17 protein-coding genes and 4 pseudogenes are annotated in these 22,682 nt (G+C 59.3%); 12 read left to right on the plus strand and 9 right to left on the minus strand.

What is annotated here, in order from left to right:
• Window positions 1-98: 98 nt before the first annotated feature.
• Window positions 99-592, minus strand: a pseudogene (locus GGR20_RS18855) (IS6 family transposase); the annotation flags it as partial.
• 120 nt (window positions 593-712) lie between these two features.
• Here GGR20_RS18855 and GGR20_RS17990 point away from each other — a divergent pair.
• From GGR20_RS17990 to GGR20_RS18035, 10 genes are read left to right on the plus strand one after another with little or no spacing between them, the layout of a single operon-like run.
• The gene (locus GGR20_RS17990) at window positions 713-3,361 is read left to right on the plus strand and encodes a glycoside hydrolase family 38 N-terminal domain-containing protein (protein WP_183312742.1); all 2,649 of its coding nucleotides are present in this window, start codon (window positions 713-715) and stop codon (window positions 3,359-3,361) included.
• Window positions 3,362-3,369: 8 nt separating this feature from the next.
• A complete protein-coding gene (locus tag GGR20_RS17995; RefSeq protein ID WP_246349761.1) occupies window positions 3,370-4,140 on the plus strand; it encodes an SDR family NAD(P)-dependent oxidoreductase in 771 nt (256 codons plus the stop codon).
• A 3-nt stretch (window positions 4,141-4,143) separates the two neighbouring features.
• Entirely contained in the window at window positions 4,144-5,388 is a 1,245-nt protein-coding gene (locus GGR20_RS18000) for an enolase C-terminal domain-like protein (protein WP_183312744.1), read from the plus strand.
• Window positions 5,381-6,484: an ABC transporter ATP-binding protein gene (locus GGR20_RS18005; RefSeq protein ID WP_183312745.1), complete on the plus strand. Its 1,104-nt coding sequence runs from the start codon at window positions 5,381-5,383 to the stop codon at window positions 6,482-6,484. The genes GGR20_RS18000 and GGR20_RS18005 overlap by 8 nt, the downstream gene beginning before the upstream one ends.
• A gap of 23 nt (window positions 6,485-6,507) precedes the next feature.
• Window positions 6,508-7,746 carry an ABC transporter substrate-binding protein gene (locus GGR20_RS18010; protein WP_183312746.1) on the plus strand — a complete coding sequence of 413 codons (1,239 nt, stop codon included), beginning with the start codon at window positions 6,508-6,510 and terminating at the stop codon, window positions 7,744-7,746.
• A gap of 55 nt (window positions 7,747-7,801) precedes the next feature.
• Window positions 7,802-8,755, plus strand: coding sequence for an ABC transporter permease subunit (locus tag GGR20_RS18015; RefSeq protein WP_183312747.1), 954 nt, complete (start codon window positions 7,802-7,804; stop codon window positions 8,753-8,755).
• A gap of 9 nt (window positions 8,756-8,764) precedes the next feature.
• On the plus strand, window positions 8,765-9,646 hold the full coding sequence (locus tag GGR20_RS19160) for an ABC transporter permease subunit (RefSeq protein ID WP_183312748.1): 882 nt from the start codon (window positions 8,765-8,767) through the stop codon (window positions 9,644-9,646).
• A 16-nt stretch (window positions 9,647-9,662) separates the two neighbouring features.
• Window positions 9,663-10,550 carry an SMP-30/gluconolactonase/LRE family protein gene (locus GGR20_RS18025; RefSeq protein WP_183312749.1) on the plus strand — a complete coding sequence of 296 codons (888 nt, stop codon included), beginning with the start codon at window positions 9,663-9,665 and terminating at the stop codon, window positions 10,548-10,550.
• Window positions 10,540-11,598 (plus strand): aldose epimerase family protein, encoded by a 1,059-nt coding sequence (locus GGR20_RS18030; RefSeq protein ID WP_183312750.1) that lies wholly within the window; start codon window positions 10,540-10,542, stop codon window positions 11,596-11,598. Before GGR20_RS18025 ends, GGR20_RS18030 begins: the two co-directional genes overlap by 11 nt.
• Before the next feature lie 4 nt (window positions 11,599-11,602).
• Window positions 11,603-12,328, plus strand: coding sequence for a GntR family transcriptional regulator (locus GGR20_RS18035; protein ID WP_183312751.1), 726 nt, complete (start codon window positions 11,603-11,605; stop codon window positions 12,326-12,328).
• Between the two features lie 500 nt (window positions 12,329-12,828).
• Here GGR20_RS18035 and GGR20_RS18040 read toward each other — a convergent pair whose 3' ends face one another.
• The 8 genes and pseudogenes from GGR20_RS18040 to GGR20_RS19305 all read right to left on the minus strand — a co-directional run.
• Complete coding sequence (locus tag GGR20_RS18040; protein WP_183312752.1) at window positions 12,829-14,262, minus strand: NAD-dependent succinate-semialdehyde dehydrogenase; 1,434 nt, start codon at window positions 14,260-14,262, stop codon at window positions 12,829-12,831.
• Between the two features lie 92 nt (window positions 14,263-14,354).
• A complete protein-coding gene (locus GGR20_RS18045) occupies window positions 14,355-15,341 on the minus strand; it encodes a tripartite tricarboxylate transporter permease (RefSeq protein ID WP_338084740.1) in 987 nt (328 codons plus the stop codon).
• On the minus strand, window positions 15,239-15,988 hold the full coding sequence (locus GGR20_RS18050) for a DUF4286 family protein (protein WP_183312754.1): 750 nt from the start codon (window positions 15,986-15,988) through the stop codon (window positions 15,239-15,241). The genes GGR20_RS18045 and GGR20_RS18050 overlap by 103 nt, the downstream gene beginning before the upstream one ends.
• A complete protein-coding gene (locus GGR20_RS18055) occupies window positions 15,985-16,425 on the minus strand; it encodes a GlcG/HbpS family heme-binding protein (RefSeq protein WP_183312755.1) in 441 nt (146 codons plus the stop codon). The genes GGR20_RS18050 and GGR20_RS18055 overlap by 4 nt, the downstream gene beginning before the upstream one ends.
• A gap of 3 nt (window positions 16,426-16,428) precedes the next feature.
• On the minus strand, window positions 16,429-16,980 hold the full coding sequence (locus tag GGR20_RS19015; protein ID WP_253560397.1) for a dihydrodipicolinate synthase family protein: 552 nt from the start codon (window positions 16,978-16,980) through the stop codon (window positions 16,429-16,431).
• 109 nt (window positions 16,981-17,089) lie between these two features.
• Window positions 17,090-17,353, minus strand: a pseudogene (locus GGR20_RS19020) (dihydrodipicolinate synthase family protein); the annotation flags it as partial.
• Between the two features lie 103 nt (window positions 17,354-17,456).
• The gene (locus GGR20_RS18065) at window positions 17,457-18,704 is read right to left on the minus strand and encodes a flavin-dependent oxidoreductase (RefSeq protein ID WP_183312756.1); all 1,248 of its coding nucleotides are present in this window, start codon (window positions 18,702-18,704) and stop codon (window positions 17,457-17,459) included.
• A gap of 643 nt (window positions 18,705-19,347) precedes the next feature.
• Window positions 19,348-19,545: pseudogene (locus tag GGR20_RS19305) on the minus strand (cupin domain-containing protein); the annotation flags it as partial.
• A 63-nt stretch (window positions 19,546-19,608) separates the two neighbouring features.
• Here GGR20_RS19305 and GGR20_RS19165 point away from each other — a divergent pair.
• Window positions 19,609-21,563 (plus strand): annotated as a pseudogene (locus GGR20_RS19165) (type I restriction enzyme subunit R domain-containing protein); the annotation flags it as partial.
• Entirely contained in the window at window positions 21,560-22,276 is a 717-nt protein-coding gene (locus tag GGR20_RS18080; RefSeq protein WP_183312758.1) for a M48 family metallopeptidase, read from the plus strand. The pseudogene GGR20_RS19165 and the gene GGR20_RS18080, both read left to right, overlap by 4 nt.
• Window positions 22,277-22,682 lie beyond the last annotated feature (406 nt).

Consider the following 22,682-nt stretch of genomic DNA (forward strand, 5'->3'; position numbering starts at 1 on the left):
GTCAGCCTGCCAGGCATAGCCCGCTGATCAGCCCGGCCCATGCCGGAAAAGCCTCGAGGCCCAGCCTCAGCTACACCACGCTATGGGACACGATCGCAAGCAAGAAAACGCTGCGCGGATCCGGGCGACTCGAAGCCCTGCATCTTACGCTCTCGTCGTCGCACCGGCTGGTGCGAGTTCTCGGCCCGGTTGTTGGCGCGCAGGCTCTGATCGTGTCGAGCTCGTAGTCTAAGATCCCGTTTCGCAGCAGCGTAGGACTTCAGCTTATCGGTCACGAGCACCTCTGGTGCGTAGCCCTGCTTCTTGAGCAGCTTGCGCATGAACTTAAGGGCCGCAGCCTTTTTTCGCCTGGGCTGAACCTGCATGTCCAGCACCTCACCTCACTGTCCACTGCGCGCCAGAGATACAACTTCCGCCCTGCGATCGAGACTACCATCTCGTCCAGGTGCCAGGTGTCGGATAGTCTCAGCCGGAGCCGGCGAAGATTATGGGCGCAAATCGGGCCGAACTTTCGAACCCAGCAGCGGACCGTCTCGCATGAGACTTCGAGCCCGCGCTGAGCGTGAGGTTCCTCTACATCCCGCAGGCTCAGCTCGTCAGCTCATGTGTCAAATATGGCCATCGTTGGATGAACCTTGACGGCCGCATGCATGCTAGTATGGTAGCCACACTAAGAGGCGACGACAAGCATGCTTGTGGCGGGAGGGCTGGATTGGCCAAGATCAAGAAGATTCTCATTTGCAATCATTCTCATACGGACATCGGCTACACTGACTACCAAGACAATTGCGTTCGCCAACACGGCGAGTTCGTGGAACAGGCGCTGGACCTTATCGAGAAGACCGACTCCTATCCCGAAGAAGCGCGTTATCGCTGGACCGTGGAAACCACCGGGCCGTTTCTCAAATATCTGCGTAGCGCAACGAAGGATCAGATTTCCCGCCTAAAGTACTGGCACGAGCAGGGCCGCATCGACATTGCTGGTATAAGCTACAACATGACGCCCCTGCTCAATATCGAGCAGATGCACCGTAGCCTCTATCCGCTGCGCGCAATTCGCGACGAGTTCGGTTTCAACGTGGAAGCCGCCATGCAGGACGACGTGAACGGCGTGTCCTGGCTCTATGCCGACCTCTTGGCCGACCTGGGTATCTCATTCTACACTCAGGCCGTGAACCCGATCCGCGGTGCGCGTCCAAAGCCGTTCCCGGGCGCTTTCAACTGGGAAGGTCCGAGCGGCAAAAAAGTGCTGGCCTGGAACGGCTATCACTATCTATTCGGACGCTCGCAGGCCGGTATCGGCAACTGGAATCTTGTCGACCGTTTGCTACCGCGCTGGATCGAGCAGCTTGAACAGGACGATACCTACGAGTTCGACTTCCTCTATTGCGAATCCACCCATCCGGTCCGCGTCGACAACGGCCCACCCGATCCGCGCATGCCCGAGTTCGTCCGCAAATGGAACGAGGACGGTCGCGCGCCGCGCATGGAATTCATCACCGTCACCGATTTCGGACGCCTGCTGAAGCGCGAGTATTCCAGCAATATTGGAACGCAGCGCGGTGACTGGACCGACCACTGGGCTGACGGCGTTGCCTCCTCTGCGCGTGAGACCGGAATCAACCGGACCACGCACGCTGTTCTTGAAATGGCGGAGGCGTTGGAAAGCTGGCGCCGCATGGATGGCGAGAAGGGAAGCTGGTCCCCGGAGCGCGCCGCCGCTGCCTACGAGAACATGACTCTCTATGACGAGCATACTTGGGGTGCCTATTCGTCGGTCGAGGAACCCTATGCCCTGTTCTCACTGTCACAGTGGAACAAGAAAGCGGGCTTCGCCTACTCGGCTGCCATGGATGCCCATGACCAGGTGGCGCGAGCCGCCAATGCCATCGCTGCCCAGGTCGGGACCAAGGCTGAAGACGGCAATTTCAACCTTGGCGATCTCGAGCCTGAAGTTGCCTTCCCGGCGTCGGGCATCGATGACGTCATTGTGTTCAACTCGCTCCCCTGGGACCGGAATGTCATCGTGGAAGAGCCCGAGCCGCGCGGCGGAGCCGCTCCGGTCGGCATGCTCGACGCCTTCTTCCATCGCAATACCACCTGGGGCGGAGCGAGACCGATCCCCCCGATCCGCCGCGTCGCCGGGCGAATTCCGGCATCCGGTTTTGCTTTCCTCAAGGTCTCCGACGGCGTACCGTCCAGCGACCTGAGGGCCCAGGGCAATGTCATCGAGAACGCTCACTACCGGGTCGAGATTGACCCGGGAACCGGCGGCATCAAAAGCTTCCTCGACAAGGCACAGGACCATGACTATGCCGGCACCTATGAGGGTTGGCAGCCGGGCCAATATGTTTACGAGACGGTGGATTCGCCCGAAGACCGTTTGGCGATCGCCAACATCGACTTTTCGCACCCGAACTTCTTCGAAGGCCGCGTCGACACTCCCTGGAAGCGCCAAGTCGCCCGCCAGGTCAGCCTGACCGATGCGGTGATTTTTGAGGGTCAGGCGCGTGTGGACGTCACCATTGACGCACCCGGTGTGAAGTCGGCTACGGTCCGCTACGCTCTTGACGCCAACACAAAGGTATTGGCGGTGGACTGGATGCTCAACAAGACTGAGCACCTCGACGCAGAAGCCGTTTTCGTCGCCTTCCCATTCAACCTGAGCAGGCCCGAATTCCTGGTCGACCTTAATGGCATCCCCGCTGTTCCCAATAGGGACCAGCTCGATGGCGCTGCCAAGGATTGGTACCCGATAACCCGCTGGGTCAATGTTAGCGACGGGCAGCGCGGCATCACCATCGCTCCCCTGGACGCACCGCTTGTGCACCTGGGTGGCATCACCACCGGCAAGTGGGCCCGCACGCTCGAGCCCGAAGGTCCTACCGTAATGTCCTGGGCGCTGAACAACCACTGGCTGGTGAACTTTCGTCCGAGCCAGAGCGGTCAAATCCCGCTGCGCTATCGGCTGACCACTCACGAAGGTGCACCCGATGTTGCATCAATCAGCCGTTTTGCTGCCGAAGCCCACGTATCGGCAGTGCCGCTTCGTGACATATCTCCGCGCAATACCGAACCGCGCAGCTTCCTCTCCGTCGGCGATCAGCCGATCCAGGTAACCACCAAGCCGTCGGAAAACGGTGGATGGATAGTTGCCCGTGTGCAGAACCTGCTGCGGGAACCCTACGAAGCCAGGGTTCGCTTCGGCCGCACGCCGCTCGCCGCCCGCGCCGCCGACGCGCTGGAGCATCTGCGCGAAGCGTTGAAAATTGAAGAAAATGACGTGCGGGTGTCGCTGGCGCCGCTCGAGATCCGCACCGTCTTGGTGCGCTTCAACGCCGCCTTCCATCAGCGAAAATAGGAGCAATGATGAGCATCATCGTCACCGGCGCAGCAATGGGAATCGGTCGCGCAGTTGCCCAGCGTCTGGCGCGGGACGCGTACCCCTTGGTGCTTGTCGATCTAGCCGTCGATGAGCTGGCCTCAGCAGCGTCGGAGATTGGTTCCGCCGGTGGTCAAGTGCTAACGGTAGCAGGCTCGGTTGCCGACGCGGAAACCGCTGAACGTGCGGTAGCGGCAGCACTTGAGCAAAGCGGCAAGCTGGTCGGGCTGTCGCACAATGCCGGCATCCAGCGCTACGGCACCGCAGTCACCACCACGCGTGAGGAATGGGACGAGGTGATGTCGGTTAACCTACGAGCGGCTTATCTTCTGGCGCAGGCCTGCCTCCCCCATCTGGTGAAGAGCCGGGGCGCCATCGTGCTGATGTCCTCCGTCCAGGGCCTCGCGACCCAGTCCGGCGTAGCGGCCTACACAACAGCCAAGCACGGGATGATCGGGCTCAGCAAATCCATCGCGGTAGACTTTGCCAGCCACGGCGTACGCTGCAACGCGGTGGCGCCAGGGTCGGTCGACACGCCCATGCTGCGCAACGCTATCGCGACCGCTCCCGACCCGGATGGTGTCATGCGCGAGATCAACGCCATGCATCCGCTGGGCCGCAGCGCACGTCCCGAAGAAGTGGCCGAACTGGTAGCTTTCCTCCTCAGCGAAAAGGCTTCTTTCATCACCGGAGAAACGGTACGGGTCGACGGCGGCATGCTGTCCATCATCGGCGGATCGCCGCAAAAGGCAGATTAGAAAATGAAGATCAATGACATTCGCGCCACTACTGTTGCCGTGCCTCTCGAAGCGCCTCTGCGACACGGCGCCGGCGCGCATTGGGGACGGTTCATCCGCACCATCGTTGAGGTTATCGACGAGGACGGCTATTCCGGCTTCGGCGAGCTTGGTGGGGGTGGAGAGTCTGCGGAACGCGCCGTACTCTCGATGCTGCCCTATCTCAAGGGCCACGACCCGCTGCAGCTTGAACAGTTGCGCTGGAAAATCATGGGGCCAACCGCCTCGCTCTACAACAATCGCATGCAGATCCACGCCGCCATTGAAATGGCCTGCATGGATCTCGTTGGTAAGCGGCTAAATATCCGCGCTTGCGATCTTCTCGGGGGTGCCATCCGCGACAAGGTCGAATTCGCCAGCTACTTGTTCTACCGCTACGCCCAGGATGGCGTAGGCGGCGAGACCACGCCGGACGAGATGGTCGCCCACGCAGGCGCACTCAAGAAAGAACATGGCTTCCGGGTGCATAAACTCAAGGGCGGTGTGTTTCATCCTGACACCGATGTCGAGGTGATGCATGCCCTGGCCGAGGCTTTCCCGCATGATCAGTTGCGGCTTGATCCGAACGCCATCTGGTCGGTGGAGCAATCCATACGTGTCGCAAAATCCATCGAGAGCCTTAACAACGATTATTTTGAGGATCCCACCTGGGGTCTCGAAGGCATGCGGCGGGTCCGCGAAGCCATTCGCATCCCCACCGCTACCAACACTGTGGTGGTAAACTTCGAGCAATTGGTCCAGTGCATCAAGCATACCCTGGTCGATGTCATCCTCCTAGATACGACGTTCTGGGGCGGCTTGCGCCAGGCTTACAAGGCGGGCACGGTGCTGGAGACCTTCCAGTTCTCGGCAGCGGTGCACTCCTCGGGGGAGCTGGGCATTCAGCTCGCATCCATGCTGCATCTAGGCGCCAGCCTCCCGAACCTGAACTTTGCGGCAGACGCGCATTACCACCACCTCAAGGACGACATCCTGGTCGGCGGCAAGCTCAAATACGAGAATGGCAGCATCAAGCTGCCCGCAGGTCCCGGTCTTGGAGTGGAGGTCGACCGCGACAAGCTCGCCACCTATGCAGAGCTCTACAAGAGCACCGGCGGCTACTCCTATGATCGGGACCCGGGTCGCCCGAGCTGGTATCAGATCGTGCCTGAATTCCGATATGCCGATCCCGCCCAGAAGACCTATGCGACGGGGCGCGCCGATGGCTGAAGTCACGCTCAAGGACATCGTCAAGGTCTACGGCCGACAGCTCGCCGTGCGCGGCATCGACCTCGACATTCCCGACGGCTCGCTCGTTGTTTTTGTCGGGCCGTCGGGTTGTGGCAAATCCACAACCCTGCGGATGATCGCGGGTTTGGAGTCTATTTCCCATGGTGAACTGCGGATCGGGGGGAAGCTGGCCAACGACCTGCCATCCCGTGATCGAGGGGTGGCCATGGTGTTTCAGACCTACGCGCTCTACCCGCACATGACGGCCCGGGAGAACCTGGCCTTCTCCCTGAAGCTGGCCAAGATTGCTCCGGCTGAGATTGAAGCACGCATCGCCAAGGCGGTCGCGGTACTCGAACTCGGTCCTTATATGGATCGTCGCCCATCTCAACTGTCCGGCGGGCAGCGCCAGCGCGTCGCTATGGGCCGCGCGCTCGTGCGTGAACCCGAGGTCTTCCTATTCGACGAGCCGCTATCCAATTTGGACGCCAAGCTGCGCAACCAAATGCGCGTCGAGATCAAGCGGCTGCAGCGCCAGCTCGGTGTCACCACCATCTACGTAACGCACGACCAGGTTGAGGCTATGACACTGGGTGACAAGATCGTCGTAATGAAGGACGGCGAGATTGCCCAGGCCGGCGACACTTTGGAAATCTTTGAAATGCCCCGCAACAAGTTCGTGGCGAGCTTCATCGGCACGCCTCAGATGTCGTTTTTCGAGGGTGTGCTGGTGCAGCGAGGCGAGGAGTGGTTTGCCGACTGCGGCTCGTTGCAACTGCCTTTGAATGCTGTTGCCTATGGACAAGCGCTTGCCGCTGGCAATGAGGTTTTTGTCGGGCTGCGTGCAGAGGACATCGTTCCGGTTGGGCACGGCATGCAGCCCAACCGCTATTTCGCTGTCGAAGGGGAAATCACCCTCACCGAGATGCTCGGTAACGAGAACCTGCTGTTCGGAATGATCGGGCCATTGCCCTTCGTCAGCCGCATGCAGCAACCCCGGCTGGTCCAGCCGAATGAGAAGATTCTGTTTCACATCAATGTTGACCGGATCCACCTGTTCGACCGGACAACCGAAATCAATCTGAAGGTCGCATAGGGCGATCGAAGGGAGGAGAGACTATGAAATCGTTGAAAGCCCGGCTGCTTGCCGGATGTCTGTCAATCGCGTTGGTGACCACAAGTATCGCCACTGCACAGGAAGTCAGCTTCGTGCACGACAAGGGCTTCTGGTCCGAGGCGTTCCAGAAGGTGACTGCGGCCGCCAAGGCCGATGCCGGTGTGGAAATCGTCGAAACCCCGTATGCGACTGCCGAGCAGTACAAGGCCTATATCCAGGCTTCCCTCGCCAGCGGCGAATTGCCCGACATGTTCACCTGGTGGACTGGTGCGAGCTTCACTGAACTGGTGGAGACAGGCAAGATCGCCAATCTGGACGCTGTTTGGGACGAAATGGTCGCTTCGGGCGAATATGAGGCTTCCGCTGCCGACCTCTTCCGTGTCGATGGCCACATCTACGCAGTGCCCTTGTTGCTCGCCCGCTGGGTGATGATCTACAACAAGGAAAAGTTTGAAGAAGCAGGCATCACAGAAGAGCCCGAAACCTGGGACGAGCTGATGGCAGCCGCCGAAAAGCTCAAGGCAGCTGGCATCACCCCGTTCAACGCCACTGTGCACGAAGGTTGGCGCGGTTTCATCTGGTTTCAGGAACTGCTGCTGCGGACCGACCCGGCTGCCTATAACGGCATCCATGATGGCAGTGTGGCCTATGACAGCGAACCCGTTCGCGAGGTCTTTGAGATCTGGTCCGACCTTTACGCCAAGGGCTACTTCACCGATCCGCGCTCCAATCAGGAGATTGAGGACTTCGCAGGCGGAAATGCCGGCATGTACCTTAAGGGTGAATGGGTGGTTGGTTCGCTCGGCTCCAACGGCCTGGAAAACGACGAAATCGGCGCCTTTATCGTCCCCAACATCACGCCCGACCTTCCGTCGGCTGTTGTGATTGAGGGTGGCCCGGTCGTGGTCTCGGCGGATTCCATCGACAAACCCGAAGTACAGCAGGCGCTCAAGTTCTGGACCTCGACAGAAGGTGCGAACGCCTGGGCCGAAGCATCGGGCAACTACATGGGCAACCTCAAGGCAGAGGCGCCCAACCCGATCATTGCCGAGATTTCGGAAGACATGAGCGCCAACAGCACCGCTGCCTATCTGCGCTGGTGGGAAGCCGTTCCGCCGGACCTGCAGGGGGAACTCGTGGCCGAGCTCAACCGCTTCATGCTCGATCCGACCATGGATACGGCTGAGGACGTGATGAGCAGAATGCAGGCACTGAACGCCGACTACTGGGCCAACCAGTAATTCGACACGCCGGGGTGGTGCATTACCGCCCCGGTCACTTTCCAAGGATGGTGACGTGAACGAGATCTCCCAGAAGGATCAGGCCATACTCGCCAGGATCGGCGTCAACGAAGTGGAGAAACGCGACAGGCGTCGGCAGAAGCGCGATTTCGGCGTGGCCCTGTTGTTCATGTCGCCGGCGCTGCTGATGGTGTGCGGACTTCTCCTCGCGCCAGTGTTCTACAACGTCTATCTTAGCTTCACCAACTGGCGGAAGTTCACCGGCCTCGACGAACTGATCGGCTTCGCTAACTACGAGCGGATGCTGGGCAACCCGTTCTTCGGAGAAGCGCTGACCAACACCGCCATCTGGGTTGTCGCATCCATCGTTTTCCCTATCGCTGTTGGCCTCGGGCTCGCGCTCTTCCTCCGCGATGTCCGGTTCTCAAACACCTTCAAGAACATTATCTTCATCCCTCGCATACTGGCACCTACGGCAGTTGGCGTGCTGTGGTTCTACGTCTACGCGCCCCAAGGCCTGCTGAACCGCGGGCTCTCTGCCGTTTCGGGCCAGCAGGTCGATATTGGATGGCTCTACCAGGACAACACGGTCACCCCCGCCATCATCGCCACCTTCGTCTGGCAGACAGTTGGCCTCGTCATGGTGCTGATCCTGCTCGGCTTGGCCGCCATTCCCAAGGACCCTGTAGAAGCCGCGCAGATTGACGGCGCCAGCCGTTTCCAGACCTTTCGCCATGTCGTGCTGCCGCTGCTAACGCCGACGCTTCTGGTCGTCACCATTTTGTCCGTGCTTGCAGGATTTACCGTCTTCGATCTGCTCTGGGTCATGGGTGCGTCCTACCCGGGCCAGCGCAGCCTCTCGCTGGCGGTCTACATGTACTTTGAAGCCTTCCAAAAGGGCTCGTGGGCTTATGGCTCCGCCGTCGCCGTCATCATCGGTCTTGTCGTTCTAAGCGTGACGTGGGTGCAGGCTGCGCTCCAGCAGCGCGTAGACCGCATGGTTCGCTAGGAGATAACCGTGGCTGTCAATCTCGAGCTGCTCGATTACGATGCCATTGCCCGACGCGAATCCGAAAAGCGGTACGGCAAATGGTGGACCCTAGCCGGCGCCGTGCTGGTGGCGCTGGTCTGGCTGGTGCCGTTCTATTACCTCGCGGTTTCCGTCTTCAAGACCCAAACCGAGTATGCCAGCGGTTTGCCTCTTGCTCTGCCGAACAGTCTGACACCGATAATAGGCAATGCCGTCGAGGCGTGGACGAGGGCCAAGATGGACATTGGCATGCTAAACTCGGCCTTTTATGGCGTGGTGGGAGCGGGTGTGGCAGTGCTGTTTGCTGCAATGGCGTCTTTCGGTCTCACACGGCTTAATTTCCGTGGCAAGGACATGTGGTTCATGATTATCTTTGCCGGGACGATCTTTCCGTTCCAGATGTACCTGATCCCGCTGTTCTTTGCGTATCAGAAGGTGGGGATTCTCAATACTCATTTGGGCATGTTGCTATTCTACATAGCAATCTGCATTCCTTTTCCCACGCTCGTACTGAAGAACTTCATGAATGGCCTCTCGCGCGAGATGGACGAAGCGGCGCGTATGGACGGAGCGAACGAGTTCACCGTGTTCTGGCGTATTGTGCTCCCCAATGCTTGGGGACCGGTCACGGCAACCTTCTTGTTGCAGTTCACCTGGATCTGGAATGACCTGCTGTTCTCCACAGTGCTCGGTAATCGGGCAGAGACACGATCCGTCATGAACAGCTTGCAAGTCTTCCAGGGCAGCTATTCCTCGTCGGGCCCGAACCTAGTCCTCACCGCAGCCCTACTGGCAAGTATTCCCTCGATCTTCCTCTTCTTCGTGCTGCGTAAGCACTTTATGGAAGGCATGAAGGTTTCGGCTCTCTGAATAAGGCGACCCAGCCATGACTATCGACTTTATCCGCGCTGCCGCAACCAGCGACTTTGTTGGGGAAAGCCCATTCTGGGATGATAGCGGTTTCCTTTATTGGGTGGACATCGTTGGACGTGAGGTGAGGCGTCTTGATGCGTCTAGCGGCGTGGTCGAGACCCGAACCGTCGACAACTACCCAACGGCCATCGCGCTGTTTCGCGATCGAAGTGCTGCCATTCTCAGCAAAGGCCTCGAAATCGGGCGCTTCGATTTTGACTCCGGCGCCTTTGAGCCGATTGTAGCGGTGGAATCCGGGAATGGCGCCTCTATGCGCCTAAACGAGGGAAAGTGTGATCCGGCGGGCCGCTTCTGGGTCGCGACCATGGACAACAACCTCAACCCTGACGGATCTCCGCGAGAAATGCAGGGCGCGCGTGGCCATCTGTTTTGCCTTGATGGAGAGGTAACGAAGGGGCCATTCGTCCAGGACCTCAACATCCCCAACACCATGGCCTGGGCGCCATCTGGTGACGTCTTCTACTTCGGTGATACGATCCGTAACGTGCTTTGGGCGTTCGACTACGATCGAGCGAGTGGCACAGTCAGCAACCAGCGCGTGTTCGCGGAGGGTGGACCTGGATTGCCGGACGGCTCGGGCATAGATGCCCAAGGTTATCTCTGGAACGCCCGGTTCAGTGCAGGATGCCTCATGCGCTTTGCGCCGGATGGACATCTGGATCGGACCATAGAGCTGCCGGTCCGCAACCCGACTGCGTGCACTTTCGGGGGAAAAGATCTCAAGACGCTCTACGTGACCAGTGGCCGCTTCGGTCTCGATAACCCTGGAGCACTGGACGGTGCCTTGCTGAGCGCGCAGGTGGAAGTGCCCGGCGGGCGGGAGAACTATTATGCCGGGTGATGCCGGCAACAGCCGTGCGCTGGTCTGGTCGCACGGGAGCTTTGCCGTCGAAGCCTTGGGCGGGATGATTGGCAAGGGCGCCTTCCTCATGGCTGACGGAAAACAGGTTTCTCCCTTTTTCGTCGCGCCCTGGTGGGACGAAGATGGGCTCGAAAGCTATGATGGGCTTACGCGCGGCTTGCGGGGAGAGTGGCCCTGCGTTCCTTTTGGCTATCCTATGCCTCGTGAGAGCTTCACGTCGCGCTGGCAGACGGTGATGGACGACGCAGACAACCATTCGGACGTCCACGGCTACGGATCTAACCATGACTGGGATTTCGCCGAGCAGGGCGATCCAAGTCTCGTATCGATGTCAATCGACTACCCGGAGGATCATGATGTTGCGCGCCTTAGGCGCACGCTGCGCGGGATGCCGGGAGAGGCGCGCATCGCCCTCGAATTGGAGATAACTGCCCGTCGCCCTTGTCGGACTCCCGTTGCGTTGCACGGTTGTTTTGCCTTGCCGCAAGGGGTCGGGGGGGCCGAACTGGCCGTTGGTCAGTTTGGCGGTGGACTGACGTTCCCCGGTGTCATCGAGCCTGGCGCAGCTCTCTTTGCCAAGGACCATGAATTCACCGACCTGCAGTCGGTACCGACCCTTGATGGTGGAGTGGTGAATGCCGCCAACTTGCCACTGGCCGGTAGTGCTGAAGAACTCCTACAACTGAACGGTGTGGATGGTACCGTCGACCTAATCAATCGCGTTCAGGGCTATCGCATGAGTCTGTCATGGGACAGCACGCTACTTCCCAGCTTAGTCTTGTGGTATTCGAATCGTGGACGTCGAGGCGCCCCCTGGCTCGGCAGGACATTGTGTATTGGCATTGAGCCTTCCGCGACGACGTTTGGGCTGTCGCCACGCACATCGGCACAGGACAACCCGATTGCCGATGGCGGAACGTCGACTGCGCTTGATCTTGCGCCGGATACACCGGTTACGATTCAATACTCCGTCGCTGTCGCCCCCTTGCCGCTGACGGCGGCGCCTCCACGACGAGACCTGAGGTAGTTTGATGGCAAATCAGCCGACGCCGATGAAGCTGGGAAGCGGAACGGACGCGTTGTCCCGTCAGATTTATCGCGTCCTGAGCGCCAGGATCATTGCGTTCGAGCTCAAACCTTTCGAGGCTCTCTCTGAGGTGGGGATTGCCAGCGAGCTGGGCGTCAGTCGCACTCCCACGCGCGAAGCACTGCTCCGGCTGTCCGACATCGGTCTCGTTGAGGTCCTTCCACAGCGGGGAACCTTCGTCACGCCATTGCGGGAGCCAGATCTCGAGCGGTCCCAGTTCCTGCGCGAAGCCCTCGAACTGGCGCTGCTCAAGCGCGTGTTCCAGCTGGGAAGGCACAAGGAGCTTGCCGGTCGACTTGAGCTGGAGATAGGCATCCAGGAAACTTGTGCCCGACTTGGCGAGATGGAGCGGTTCTACGAATCCGACGAGAACTTCCATGCTCTTATCAGCGATGCGGCTGGCCTTGCCCACATTAAAAGCGAAATCGATCGGGCCAAGGTTCACATGGACCGCTTTCGCCGTCTGATGGTCAACGGGGTCGACGACATGAATCTGGTGCTGGAGCAACACAAGGCTATCACCGAGACGATAGCAGCGGGCAACGCAGCGGCCAGTGGGAAGGCCCTGCAAGTCCATCTGCAGCGCGTTTTGAGGCTGACCGACGCGGCCAAGGCAGCCTTTCCGCAGTACTTCGCCTTCGAAGGCAGCCTCCGGCGGTCAAGCCGATAATCCAGCACGACAGCGGTCGTTCCGGCGCGGCCAGCAAAGACCGATGAAACCTCGTTAAACAAAGCGGCGGCCCCTGATGACAGGAGGCAAATCTACAGAGTTGAGGCTGTTTCGACTTCTCTTGTAGCTCGACGCAGAAAAGAGAACTCGTCTCGTGTCTGGCTTGCCGGAAGAGAGGCAGCGCTGGCTACGCCTTAAGGGGGGCCGTATCCTGTCAGGCAGCTTTTTCAAAGAAGCTGGGAATAGCGGCCACTCGCAGAGCACGGCCAATCGGGGCTCCACTTCCATCGCACTTCAATACTTGGCCATCTCCCTAGTTTGCGCCAAGCCTTTGCGAGAGGGGTGCGCGATTGCCCCGTGAGGCGCCAGCCGAAGTATCGCGTCCATCATCAGTTCAGGACGCAGCGCTATAGCCCCTTTTGCTGCGCGCCGCGCCTTGAATTTCTAAGCAGCCGCAGATCGAGCACGCTCGGTGCCGGATTTCAGCATTTTTGGATGACTTAACCTAACCCGCCCATGCAGACATATTTGATTTCGAGATAATCCTCGATTCCGTGAGGTCCGCCCTCCCGTCCAACGCCCGACTCTTTGAAACCGCCAAAGGGTGCCACCTCGGTTGTCACCAGTCCCTCATTTATGCCTACGATCCCGTATTCGAGCGCGCGCGAAACTCGCATGGCTCGTCCAAGAGACTGTGTGTAAAAGTAAGCCGCCAAGCCGAATTCGGTCGCGTTGGCGCGGCGGAGAACCTCCTCTTCGCTGGTAAATTTGAAGACGGGTGCCAGTGGTCCGAACACTTCTTCCCGCGACAGCCGCATGTCGTCATTGGCATTTTCAATCAGGGTCGGCGCAAAGAAGAACCCCCGGCTTCGCAAACGCTTCCCACCCAAGGTGATATTTCCGCCCTTGGCCTGTGCGTCAGCGACAAATTCCTCGACCTTTGCCAGAGAGTTTTCATCGATCAACGGGCCTGCCTGGACATCATCTTCCAATCCGTTGCCCATCTTCAGCGCCTCGATAGCGGTCGCAAATCTTGCCATGAAGGCATCATGAATTCCGTCTTGGACGTAGACGCGATTTGTGCACACGCAGGTCTGCCCAGAATTGCGAAATTTGGCGGCAATGGCTCCGGCGACGGCGGCATCGAGATCGGCGTCATCGAAAACGATAAACGGCGCATTGCCGCCAAGTTCCATGGAGACCTTCTTGACGGTGTCGGCCGCCTGGCGCAGCAGGATTTTGCCAACTTGGGTTGAGCCAGTGAACGTCACCTTGCGAACGGCTTGATTGCTGCAAAGCTCTGCCCCAATCGTCCGTGCATCCCCGGTGACCACGTTGACCACACCCCTTGCGAAGCCCGCTGCTTCGCATAACTGCCCCCAAATCAAACCCGAGTACGGAGTCTGCGAGGCGGGTTTCGCGACCACCGTGCATCCCGCAGCAAGAGCCGGGGCGATCTTGCGGGCGAGCATTGAAGATGGAAAGTTCCATGGCGTAATGGCAGCGACTACGCCAATCGGCTCTCTGGTTGCATGCAATTGGCGGTCTTGCCAGGGCGAGGGAATGATCTCGCCATAGACGCGACGCGCTTCTTCGGCGAACCAGCGCACGTAGGCTGCACTCATGCCAATTTCGGCCCTGGCCTCAGTCAGTGGCTTACCCTGTTCCTCCGTCAGCATTCTGGCCAGGTCGTCCTGATGGTCGAGGATGAGATCATGCAGCTTGTGGAGTTTCGCTGCTCGATCGGCCGCTGTTGTTTGCGAATAAGACTCAAAGGCACGCTCAGCAGACAGAATAGCCTTTCGCGTTTCCGCTGCACCCGCATCGGGCACGGTACCGATGACCGCTCCCGTTGCGGGGTTGACCACATCGATAGTTTTTCCGCTATCGGCCGCCGTCCATTCTCCATCGATATACAAAGCGTCGCGCTTCATGAATGCGTCCTCGAATAGCTAGCCGTGCGCGACCACACCCGACCCAGACCACGGTTCAAGCTTGTCGGGGGTGGTCGCACACTGGCGTCAGGTTAATCGGCGTCGTTCAGGCTGTCGGCGAGCTTGTTTTGCCGCTTTTCTTGTCGTGTCCAGAAGAAAAGCAGCAATCCTGTGGCCAGCAGCAGGGCTGCACTAGTTGGTCGTGTGACAAACACGGTGATGTCCATGTTATTCGCGACTAGAGCATTGCGGAAGTTCGTCTCCAGGATCGGTCCGAGCACGATGCCGATCACAGTGGCGGCCACCGGAAAGCCATAGCGGATCATCAAATAGCCAATCGCCCCGAATAGCCCCACAAGCAGTATTTCAAATGGCGAATAGCTGATGGCATAGGTCGCTGTTGCCGCGACGGCCACCACAACCGGCACGATAATTTGCCTAGGGACGGTGAGTATCCGTGCAGCGAGGCGCCTGATGGACAATCCGGCCATTACCATCGCGATGTTCGACATGAGCAGCATGACGATGATCGCCAGGAACAGTCCGCCGTGGTCGCGCATGAAAAACGGCCCCGGCTCCACCCCCTGGATCATAAGCGCACCCACCAGAATAGCAGTTACCGGATCTCCGGGAATGCCCAGGGTGAGCAGCGGAACCATGGCGCCGCCGATGACAGCATTATTAGAGGTTTCGCAGGCGATCAGGCCTTTGACTTCTCCTTTGCCAAACTGGTCACCCTTCTTGCGGCCTCGGAGCGCGTCGCCGTAAGCGATCCAGGACGCGATGGCCGGGCCGGTGCCGGGCAGAATGCCGATCAAAGTTCCGACAAGGGAAGACTTCAAAACTAGCCACTTATTGGCGGCATGTGCCCGCAACACGCTCATCACAGATGCGGCAGACTTGACCTCGATGGCTGTGTTCGCCGTGAAATCTCGACGCGACTGAATGAGCATCTCGGAAATCGCAAACAGGCCGATCAGCGCCGTGATGATAGGTACACCGCCCAAGAGATTAGGCATCCCCATCGTAAAACGCGGGACGCCAGAGGTTTGATCAATACCAACGGTGGACACCAGCACCCCGAACGTGGTCCGTATCCATCAAATCCCTTGTACCTGCCGGCTTTGAACCAGTCTCTTTCAGCAAGCCTGTTGCGCCATTCGGTTGAGCGGGCCTGCTCGCGTTCAGGTGAACTCAGGACGGCGTCATTGGCCAGATAGTGAATGGCCAGACGGTTGAACGGCACCGGTTCGGCAATGCTTAATTCGAAACGTCGCACCGCCATCCAGTCGTCATTTTTCATCAAGATCGGCAGGTGGTCTTCGACCATCCAGCCATCGAAATCGGCCAGTTCAGCCTCAGGAACATTAAACATGGCAGTGAACACAAGGGGCGCCTCGATGGCCCGTTCGACATCGCCATGCCGCCCGATTTCCGTTCCCAGATAGCGGGTGAAGTTGCTGACATTGGACAGCATCCATTTGGTCTCGTCCGAGGGATTAGCCTTGAGCGCTTCGTATTCGGGGGTTTTTAGCGCCGCCATCGAGGTCATATCGTAAACGACCAGATAGTTTTCGTCAGTTTTGGCGCGGTAACGCTGGGCGCCTTCGAAGCCTTCGAGAACCATCCGCGCCGGGATGTGATCCTCGTGATACCAGGTGTTGAAACGCGCCTCCCAGGATGGTTCGGGACGCATTTCCGAGAACAGGACCGATTTTCCAATCATGCGCTTGCCTCGTAACCGGTCTGACCCATGAAATATTCCACAGCAGCCTCCGCCACTTCCTGATCCTGTATGGCCGTGCCCGCGCTAACGCCGATGCCGCCCACGATATGGCCATCCACGGTAATGGGCAGTCCGCCACCGATCACGCAGAAATGGCCGCCATTGGTGATGTGGATGCCAAATGTCGGTTGCCCTGGCTGGCATAGCTGATTGTAGACATGTGTGCCGTTGCGCGCGCCTGCCGCGGTGAATGCCTTGTCTATTGCGATCGAGATGGAGGTAATCTTAGCTCCGTCCATGCGATCAAACGTGACGAGATTACCGGATTCGTCGGTCACCGCGATACACATCGGTATGTTCATCTCTTGCGACTTTTTGGTCGCGCCATCGATCAGTATCTTGGCTTCGTCTAGCGACAAGCGCCTAATATTCAGCATCCGTCATCCTCCCTTTTTCAGTAGGTCAAGTGTGTCAAGATGAGCCTTCAGGCTGGAAAGAGCTTCACCCGATAGCGGCTCGTATGGCGGATAGGGTGCGCCGGAGGGCACGCCTAGATGGTTGAGCGATGCTTTCATGACCGCAGCGAGGCCGTTGGACATCCATCGCGCAGGCCAGACGGAAAACTGCGCCTGCAATCGCGCCGCCTCTGCAATGTCGCCGCGCCCAACCGCATCCGCAATGCGTCTAGCGATTTGGGCAGCAGGTGGTGGCAAGGTGACCCCACTTCCGCCCAGCATGAGCGTTGCAAGCCACATCTGCATGGTGGTGAAATAGCGGGCGTGGCCGGGTTGCTCGATTTCGGCAATGAGACGCGAGACGCGAGCAAGGTCCCGCGAGCTTTCCTTGACGTAATCTATACGGTCAAGCTTGGCGATTTCTATGGTCGCAGGGATGGAAACGTCCGCCCCCGGGCCCGCATTGAGATAGAGCATCATCGGAAGCTCGGTTTCTGCCAGGATCGCCTGGTAGTAGCGCAACAGTTCGCTGGTCATTGCGGGGCCGCCGGTCGGGCGTAGCGGTGCGAGGCACTGTAGCGCCTGATTGCGCGAATTGGCCCAGTTCAATCGCGATCCGCGTCGAGGGATGAGAAATGCCGACTACGCTCGGCCGGCGTCCATCCACAAATTCGATCGTCTTCTCGATCAACTCCTTGCGGGCTTCCAGGGTAAGGAACTGATACTCTTGGGCTTCAACGCCAGCGACGATGATCATTGAAGCGTCGCAGTCTTGCACGACGTAATCGACAATGCCTTTGAGCTTGCCAAAATCCACTCTGCCGTCAGGGCTGAAAGGGGTCAAAGGCGGCACGATGGTCGCTGGTAGTCTGAATCCAATTTTGTCGTCGGATTTCGGGGTGGATTTCACTGCAATTCTCCTCGTCGATCAGCGCCGCCAAGCCGGGACAGGCGGCGAACGCTCATGCGCGGTTCACCTCTGGCGGCGACCAACAGATGCGCGTGCGGGCCCATCACCCACCAAGCTGTTCCTGATGGAAGCCGGCGACCCGCTTATAAGTCTGTGAAATGGAGGCCATCTCATCGACCGAGATCACGTCCTCAATCCGGTCGAACGGCTTACCCCCGGAGCGTTCGTGCACTTCACGAAGGATTGCGTCTGGTGGATTGACGCGGTTCGTCAGCACCACCTTCGACGTCGCCTCGACGCGCACCCTGTCATAAGCCTGCAGTGCAGCCGGGGTCAGACCCTTCTCTTCGAGATCCAGCGCGAGCGCCTTCGCGTCAAGGATCGATTGCCCGGCGCCGTTGGAGCCGCGGGGATACATCGGGTGGGCCGCATCACCCATCAATGTCACCCGACCAAAGGTCCAGGTCGGCACGGGGTCTCGGTCAACCATCGGGAAGACGAGCGGGGTTTCCGTCTTGCGCAGCAACTCGGGCACATCGAGCCAGTCAAAATGCCAGTCGAGGAAAGGCTCGATGAAGTCCTCATGCGCCGCTGGCTTGTTCCAGTCATAGGTTTCCGGCCGCGGGCGCTCCAGGGTTACCACCCAGTTCTGCAACTGGTTGCCCTGCTCATCAATATTGTCGCGGATTGGATAGACCATGATCTTCCCAACCGACATCCAGCCCGCGCGAATGGTGTTGGCACCCGATAGAAAGGGTTTTGCGGGCACGACCCCACGCCAAATGGTCAGTCCGGAATATATCGGATCGCCTTCGTCGGGATAGAACTGACTGCGAATGGCGGATTTGATCCCATCGGCCCCGATCAGGACCTTGCCGGTCGCGGGTGGCAGTCGGTTGCCATCGGCATCCACGAAATGAGCCGTGACACTGTCTTCGGTCTGTTCGGTCCCGGTGCACCGATAGCCGGTCATCACTGCGTCCCGACCCAGCCGCTCAAGTACGGCGTCCAGCAGGACCTTTTGCAGGTCGCCCCGGTGGATGGAGAATTGCGGCCACTGGTATCCCGCATCCAGACCAGCCGGTTCAGTATAGATATGCTGCCCGAAGCGATTGAAATAGGACGCATCCTTGGTGCGGATGCCGACAGAATCGAGCGCGGAAATCAGCCCCAGCGCATCCAGCTCCTTGACGGCATGCGGCAGCAAATTGATGCCGGCGCCCACGGCGCGAAGATCCTGCACGGCTTCAAAGATGCGGCAGGGAATGCCCTTTTGGTGCAAGCTCAATGCCATCACCAGCCCGCCTATGCCGCCGCCAATGATCAGAACATCGTCGTGTGAATTGCCCATGGTTCGTCGTACCCCAAAGCTGCTAGTTTCAAGCTATTGGAGCGGAAGGTAACGATACGCAATGAAGCCGTAAAATACCAAATTTGTTAGTATAGATATATTTGAAGTATGAACTGTTTTTGGCGGACGCCTTCCTGAAACTTGCGTCTCTGTGGACGCCCACCAATATCGGATCTGATCCAAATTTTAAGGCTGAACAGTATCTACGGTTGATACAGGGCAAAAAACTTCACCGGCGATTGCAGCGTTATCGCAGGCAATACAGCGGCGGAATGTGCCGGCAGCTTTTGGGGAGAACTTCGAGACGGCCTAAATGACTATCTGGGGCGCTTTGCCGATCGGCAGTAGTCGACCCCAATGATCGTCATTCGCAAGTCTCTCGCACACTGCCAAAAGCTGCCGCTTCCCATTTTGTTTATTCTTCCGGCAGTTCACCTATGAATTCGATCCCGAAGTCCTGAGCCGTCGCCATGACCTTGTCCCAGTCAACCTCATGGGTGGCGGGCACTCCGTTAGCATCCGCCGGTTCTGAAATAGCACGATAGAACTCGCCGTCATGGGCCGTGGTGAAGATAAGGTAGCGTGCGGTATCCGAAGTGATCCGGAACCCATGGATCGCCCCAGCAGGCACATGCAGAAATGAGCCTTGGCCGCTGCGGACTCCGACGTGGCCACCGACATAGAAGGTGATCTCCCCTTCCAGCACATAAAAGGATTCGACGTCCTTCTCGTGTCGGTGCAGTGGGACGGCCTCACCGCGCTTCGATGTCTCTTCGACCAAGCAAAACTGACCGTCGGTAGTATTGCCGGTGGCGAGGAAGTTGGTGCAGGTCTCGCCCATCCAGCGCACTTCCACAACAAGGCTCCGCTGGTCACCACGATCATCAACAAGTTCGACACGGCGCTGAAGAACAGCAAGCTGGTGGACGAGGATCCCAACATCTTCGTGCTGGTCGACGAGAGCCACAGGACGCAGACGGGTCGCTACGGCGGCCACAGCCAGTTCGCCGCCAAGATGCGCCGCCTCCTGCCCAAGGCCTGCTACCTCGGCTTCACTGGCACGCCCCTGCTCAAGAAGGGAAGAACACACTGTCGACCTTCGGGCGGCTAATCCACCGCTACGCCATCGACGAGGCGGTCGCCGACGGCGCCGTCGTGCCGCTGCTCTACGAGGGACGGCTCGTTGCGCAGCAGGTCTCGGGCGCCGTTATCGACCGTTGGTTCGACAAGATAAGCGAGGGGCTGACCGAGAACCAGAAGCGTGATCTGAAGCGGAAATTCTCCCGGATGGACGCCTTGGCCAAGACCGATCAGGCCATCCGAGCCAAGGCGTTCGACATCTCCGAGCATTATCGCCAGCACTGGCAGGGGACCGGCTTCAAGGCGCAGCTCGTTGCCCCCTCGAAGGCCGCGGCCGTCCGCTTCAAGGAGGTTCTCGACGAGATCGGCCACGTCTCGAGCGCGATCGTCATCTCGCCGCCGGACGAGAACGAGGGCAACGAGGAAGTCGACCAGGAGTCCAAGGACCTCGTGCGCCGCTTCTGGTCGCAGATGATGGCGCGGTACAAGACCGAGGACGAGTACAACCGCCAGATCATCGATGCCTTCAAAGGCTCCGGCGATCCAGAGATCCTGATCGTCGTCTCCAAGCTCCTCACCGGCTTCGACGCGCCCCGGAACACGGTGCTTTACGTCTGCAAATCCCTGAAGGAACACAATCTCTTGCAGGCGATTGCCCGGGTGAACCGGCTCTACGAGGACGGCGGAACGGAGAAGCAGTTCGGCTTCATCATCGACTACGAAGGGTTGCTGGGCGAGCTCGACAGCGCCCTGACGACCTATAGCGCATTCGAGGGCTACGAGGCGGCGGACCTCGCCGAGACGGTGCATGACGTCCGCGAGGAGATCCGCAAGCTGCCCCAGCTGCACGATCAGCTCTGGGACCTGTTCAAGCCGGTCCGGAACAAGAAGGACATGGAGCAGTTCGAGCAACACCTTGCCGACGAGTCGCTTCGCCATGAGTTCTACGCGCGCCTCAAGGCTTTCAGCCGGTGCCTGCACATATCGCTCTCGTCGGACAAGCTGTTCGATGTCTTCGACGAGGCCAAGGTCGACGCCCTGAAGCGGGACTGGAAGCAGTTCTCCGAGCTCAAGCGGTCGGTCCAGCTCCGCTACCAGGAGACGGTCGATGTCCGCGAGTTCGAGCCGAAGATCCAGAAGCTGCTCGATGACCATGTCGTGGCGATGCCTGCCGAGACCATCATCGAGGTGGTGAACATCAACGATCCTGATGCGCTGAAGGCGGTCGTCGAGGAGACGGGCGTCTCAGAAGCCTCGAGGGCGGACCGCATCGCCAGCGCCACCCGGCGGGCAATCACCGAGAAGATGGATGAGGACCCGACGTTCTACAAACAGTTCTCCGAGCTGCTCGAAGAGACCATTCGCGCCTATCGCGAGAAGCGGCTCTCCGAGCGCGAGTACCTGAACAGCGTCGTGGACCTCGCGAGCAAGGTGGCACGCAAGGATCGGGGCCGGGATGTTCCTGAAAGCATCCGGGGCGATGAGGATGCACAGGCGTTCTTCGGCGTCCTGGAAGGTCAGCTCAAGATCAAGGACGATGAGCCGGTGGCCGGCGACGAAGCAGCATCCATCGCCCTGGAGATCATCGACATCATCAAGTCCCACCTGATCGTCGACATCTGGTCGAACGAAGTCGCCCAGAACAAACTGCGCAATGCCATTGATGACTACTTCTTCGACGTTCTGCGTGACGAGAGGGGCGTCGACCTGCCCGTGGAGGTGCTCGACGATCTCGAACTCAAGATCATGGATCTTGCCCGGGCGCGGTTCGCGGCATGACGCGGGAACTGCACTGCCTGCAGTACGGCGAGCAGGAGATCCGGTACGAGATCGTCCGCCGTCCGAGGAAGACGTTAGAGATCGCTGTCGAGCCGGATGCTTCGGTGGTGATCGCGGCCCCGGAGGACGCGACGCTCGACGCCATAGAAGCCAAGCTGCGGAAGCGCGCGGCATGGCTGACGCGGCTGCAGCGGTACTTCGCCCAGTTCCTTCCAAGAACACCGGAGCGCAGGTTTATCGCCGGTGAGACCCATCTCTACCTCGGGCGCCAGTACCGGCTGAAGGTCGTCCCGCATGTACAGGAATGCGTGAAGCTGATCCGCGGCTTCATCGTTGTGCAGACACACCGGTCGACCAGGCCGGAGGTGACGCGCGAACTGGTCGAGGCATGGTACCGGGACCGGGCACACATCAAGTTTCCGGAGCGGATCGAGCTCTGTCTCGGCCACTTCCCGGATCCGGAGGCATTCAGGCCGAAAGGTCTCATCGTACGCCAGACCCGGCAGCGATGGGGGTCCATGTCGCCGGCCGGACGCCTGCTCCTGAACCGCCGCCTCGTGCAGGCGCCGGTCGACGCCATCGACTACGTGATCACCCACGAGCTCTGCCATGTGGCGGAGCCTCATCACGGTGCTGCCTTCTTCGAGCTGCTCGACAAGGTGATGCCCGATTGGGAGCGTCGGAAGCAGAGGTTGGAAAGGGCCATGGCGTGAGAACTTCCGAACCCGGTCGCGGCAGACGCAAACGCGACTCCAAACCAAAACAATTTCGGACGGGGCTTGTAAGAAATTTACCAAACGGGCGCAGTCATGAGGTCCGGAGAATAACGGCTCGGAGAGACCGCTTTCGGGCCTCCAGGCTCAGAGGTCAGTGCTGAGCCCCACCCGCATAACCCTTGAATATAACGGAAAAATCCGGCGCCAGCCGGATCGGGAGAACAATTTCGTTAGGGCAAGTGGCGGATAGGAAGGGATTCGAACTCTCTGTACCAGAACCTCAGCGTTGGGGGCTCCAGCTACATCGGAGAAGCTCTGACTGCTCGTCCCAGTCCATCTCAGCTTCCGTGAGCTGGGTCACGGTCATGCCATTCGAGATGCTGCCATCGACCACCGCCTTCAC

Origin of the sequence: Devosia subaequoris (genome assembly GCF_014197055.1) — a bacterium.
Lineage (GTDB): Bacteria > Pseudomonadota > Alphaproteobacteria > Rhizobiales > Devosiaceae > Devosia > Devosia subaequoris.

What these genes read in the sequence shown, in the direction of transcription:
- GGR20_RS18050 (WP_183312754.1), bottom strand. Translation starts at nt 15,988, where the DNA reads ATGATTGGAAAATCGGTCCTGTTCTCGGAAATGCGTCCCGAACCATCC.
- GGR20_RS18055 (WP_183312755.1), bottom strand. Translation starts at nt 16,425, where the DNA reads ATGCTGAATATTAGGCGCTTGTCGCTAGACGAAGCCAAGATACTGATC.
- GGR20_RS18030 (WP_183312750.1), top strand. Translation starts at nt 10,540, where the DNA reads ATGCCGGGTGATGCCGGCAACAGCCGTGCGCTGGTCTGGTCGCACGGG.
- GGR20_RS18035 (WP_183312751.1), top strand. Translation starts at nt 11,603, where the DNA reads ATGGCAAATCAGCCGACGCCGATGAAGCTGGGAAGCGGAACGGACGCG.
- GGR20_RS17995 (WP_246349761.1), top strand. Translation starts at nt 3,370, where the DNA reads ATGAGCATCATCGTCACCGGCGCAGCAATGGGAATCGGTCGCGCAGTT.
- GGR20_RS18010 (WP_183312746.1), top strand. Translation starts at nt 6,508, where the DNA reads ATGAAATCGTTGAAAGCCCGGCTGCTTGCCGGATGTCTGTCAATCGCG.
- GGR20_RS18000 (WP_183312744.1), top strand. Translation starts at nt 4,144, where the DNA reads ATGAAGATCAATGACATTCGCGCCACTACTGTTGCCGTGCCTCTCGAA.
- GGR20_RS18025 (WP_183312749.1), top strand. Translation starts at nt 9,663, where the DNA reads ATGACTATCGACTTTATCCGCGCTGCCGCAACCAGCGACTTTGTTGGG.
- GGR20_RS18080 (WP_183312758.1), top strand. Translation starts at nt 21,560, where the DNA reads ATGACGCGGGAACTGCACTGCCTGCAGTACGGCGAGCAGGAGATCCGG.
- GGR20_RS18065 (WP_183312756.1), bottom strand. Translation starts at nt 18,704, where the DNA reads ATGGGCAATTCACACGACGATGTTCTGATCATTGGCGGCGGCATAGGC.
- GGR20_RS18005 (WP_183312745.1), top strand. Translation starts at nt 5,381, where the DNA reads ATGGCTGAAGTCACGCTCAAGGACATCGTCAAGGTCTACGGCCGACAG.
- GGR20_RS19015 (WP_253560397.1), bottom strand. Translation starts at nt 16,980, where the DNA reads ATGACCAGCGAACTGTTGCGCTACTACCAGGCGATCCTGGCAGAAACC.
- GGR20_RS18040 (WP_183312752.1), bottom strand. Translation starts at nt 14,262, where the DNA reads ATGAAGCGCGACGCTTTGTATATCGATGGAGAATGGACGGCGGCCGAT.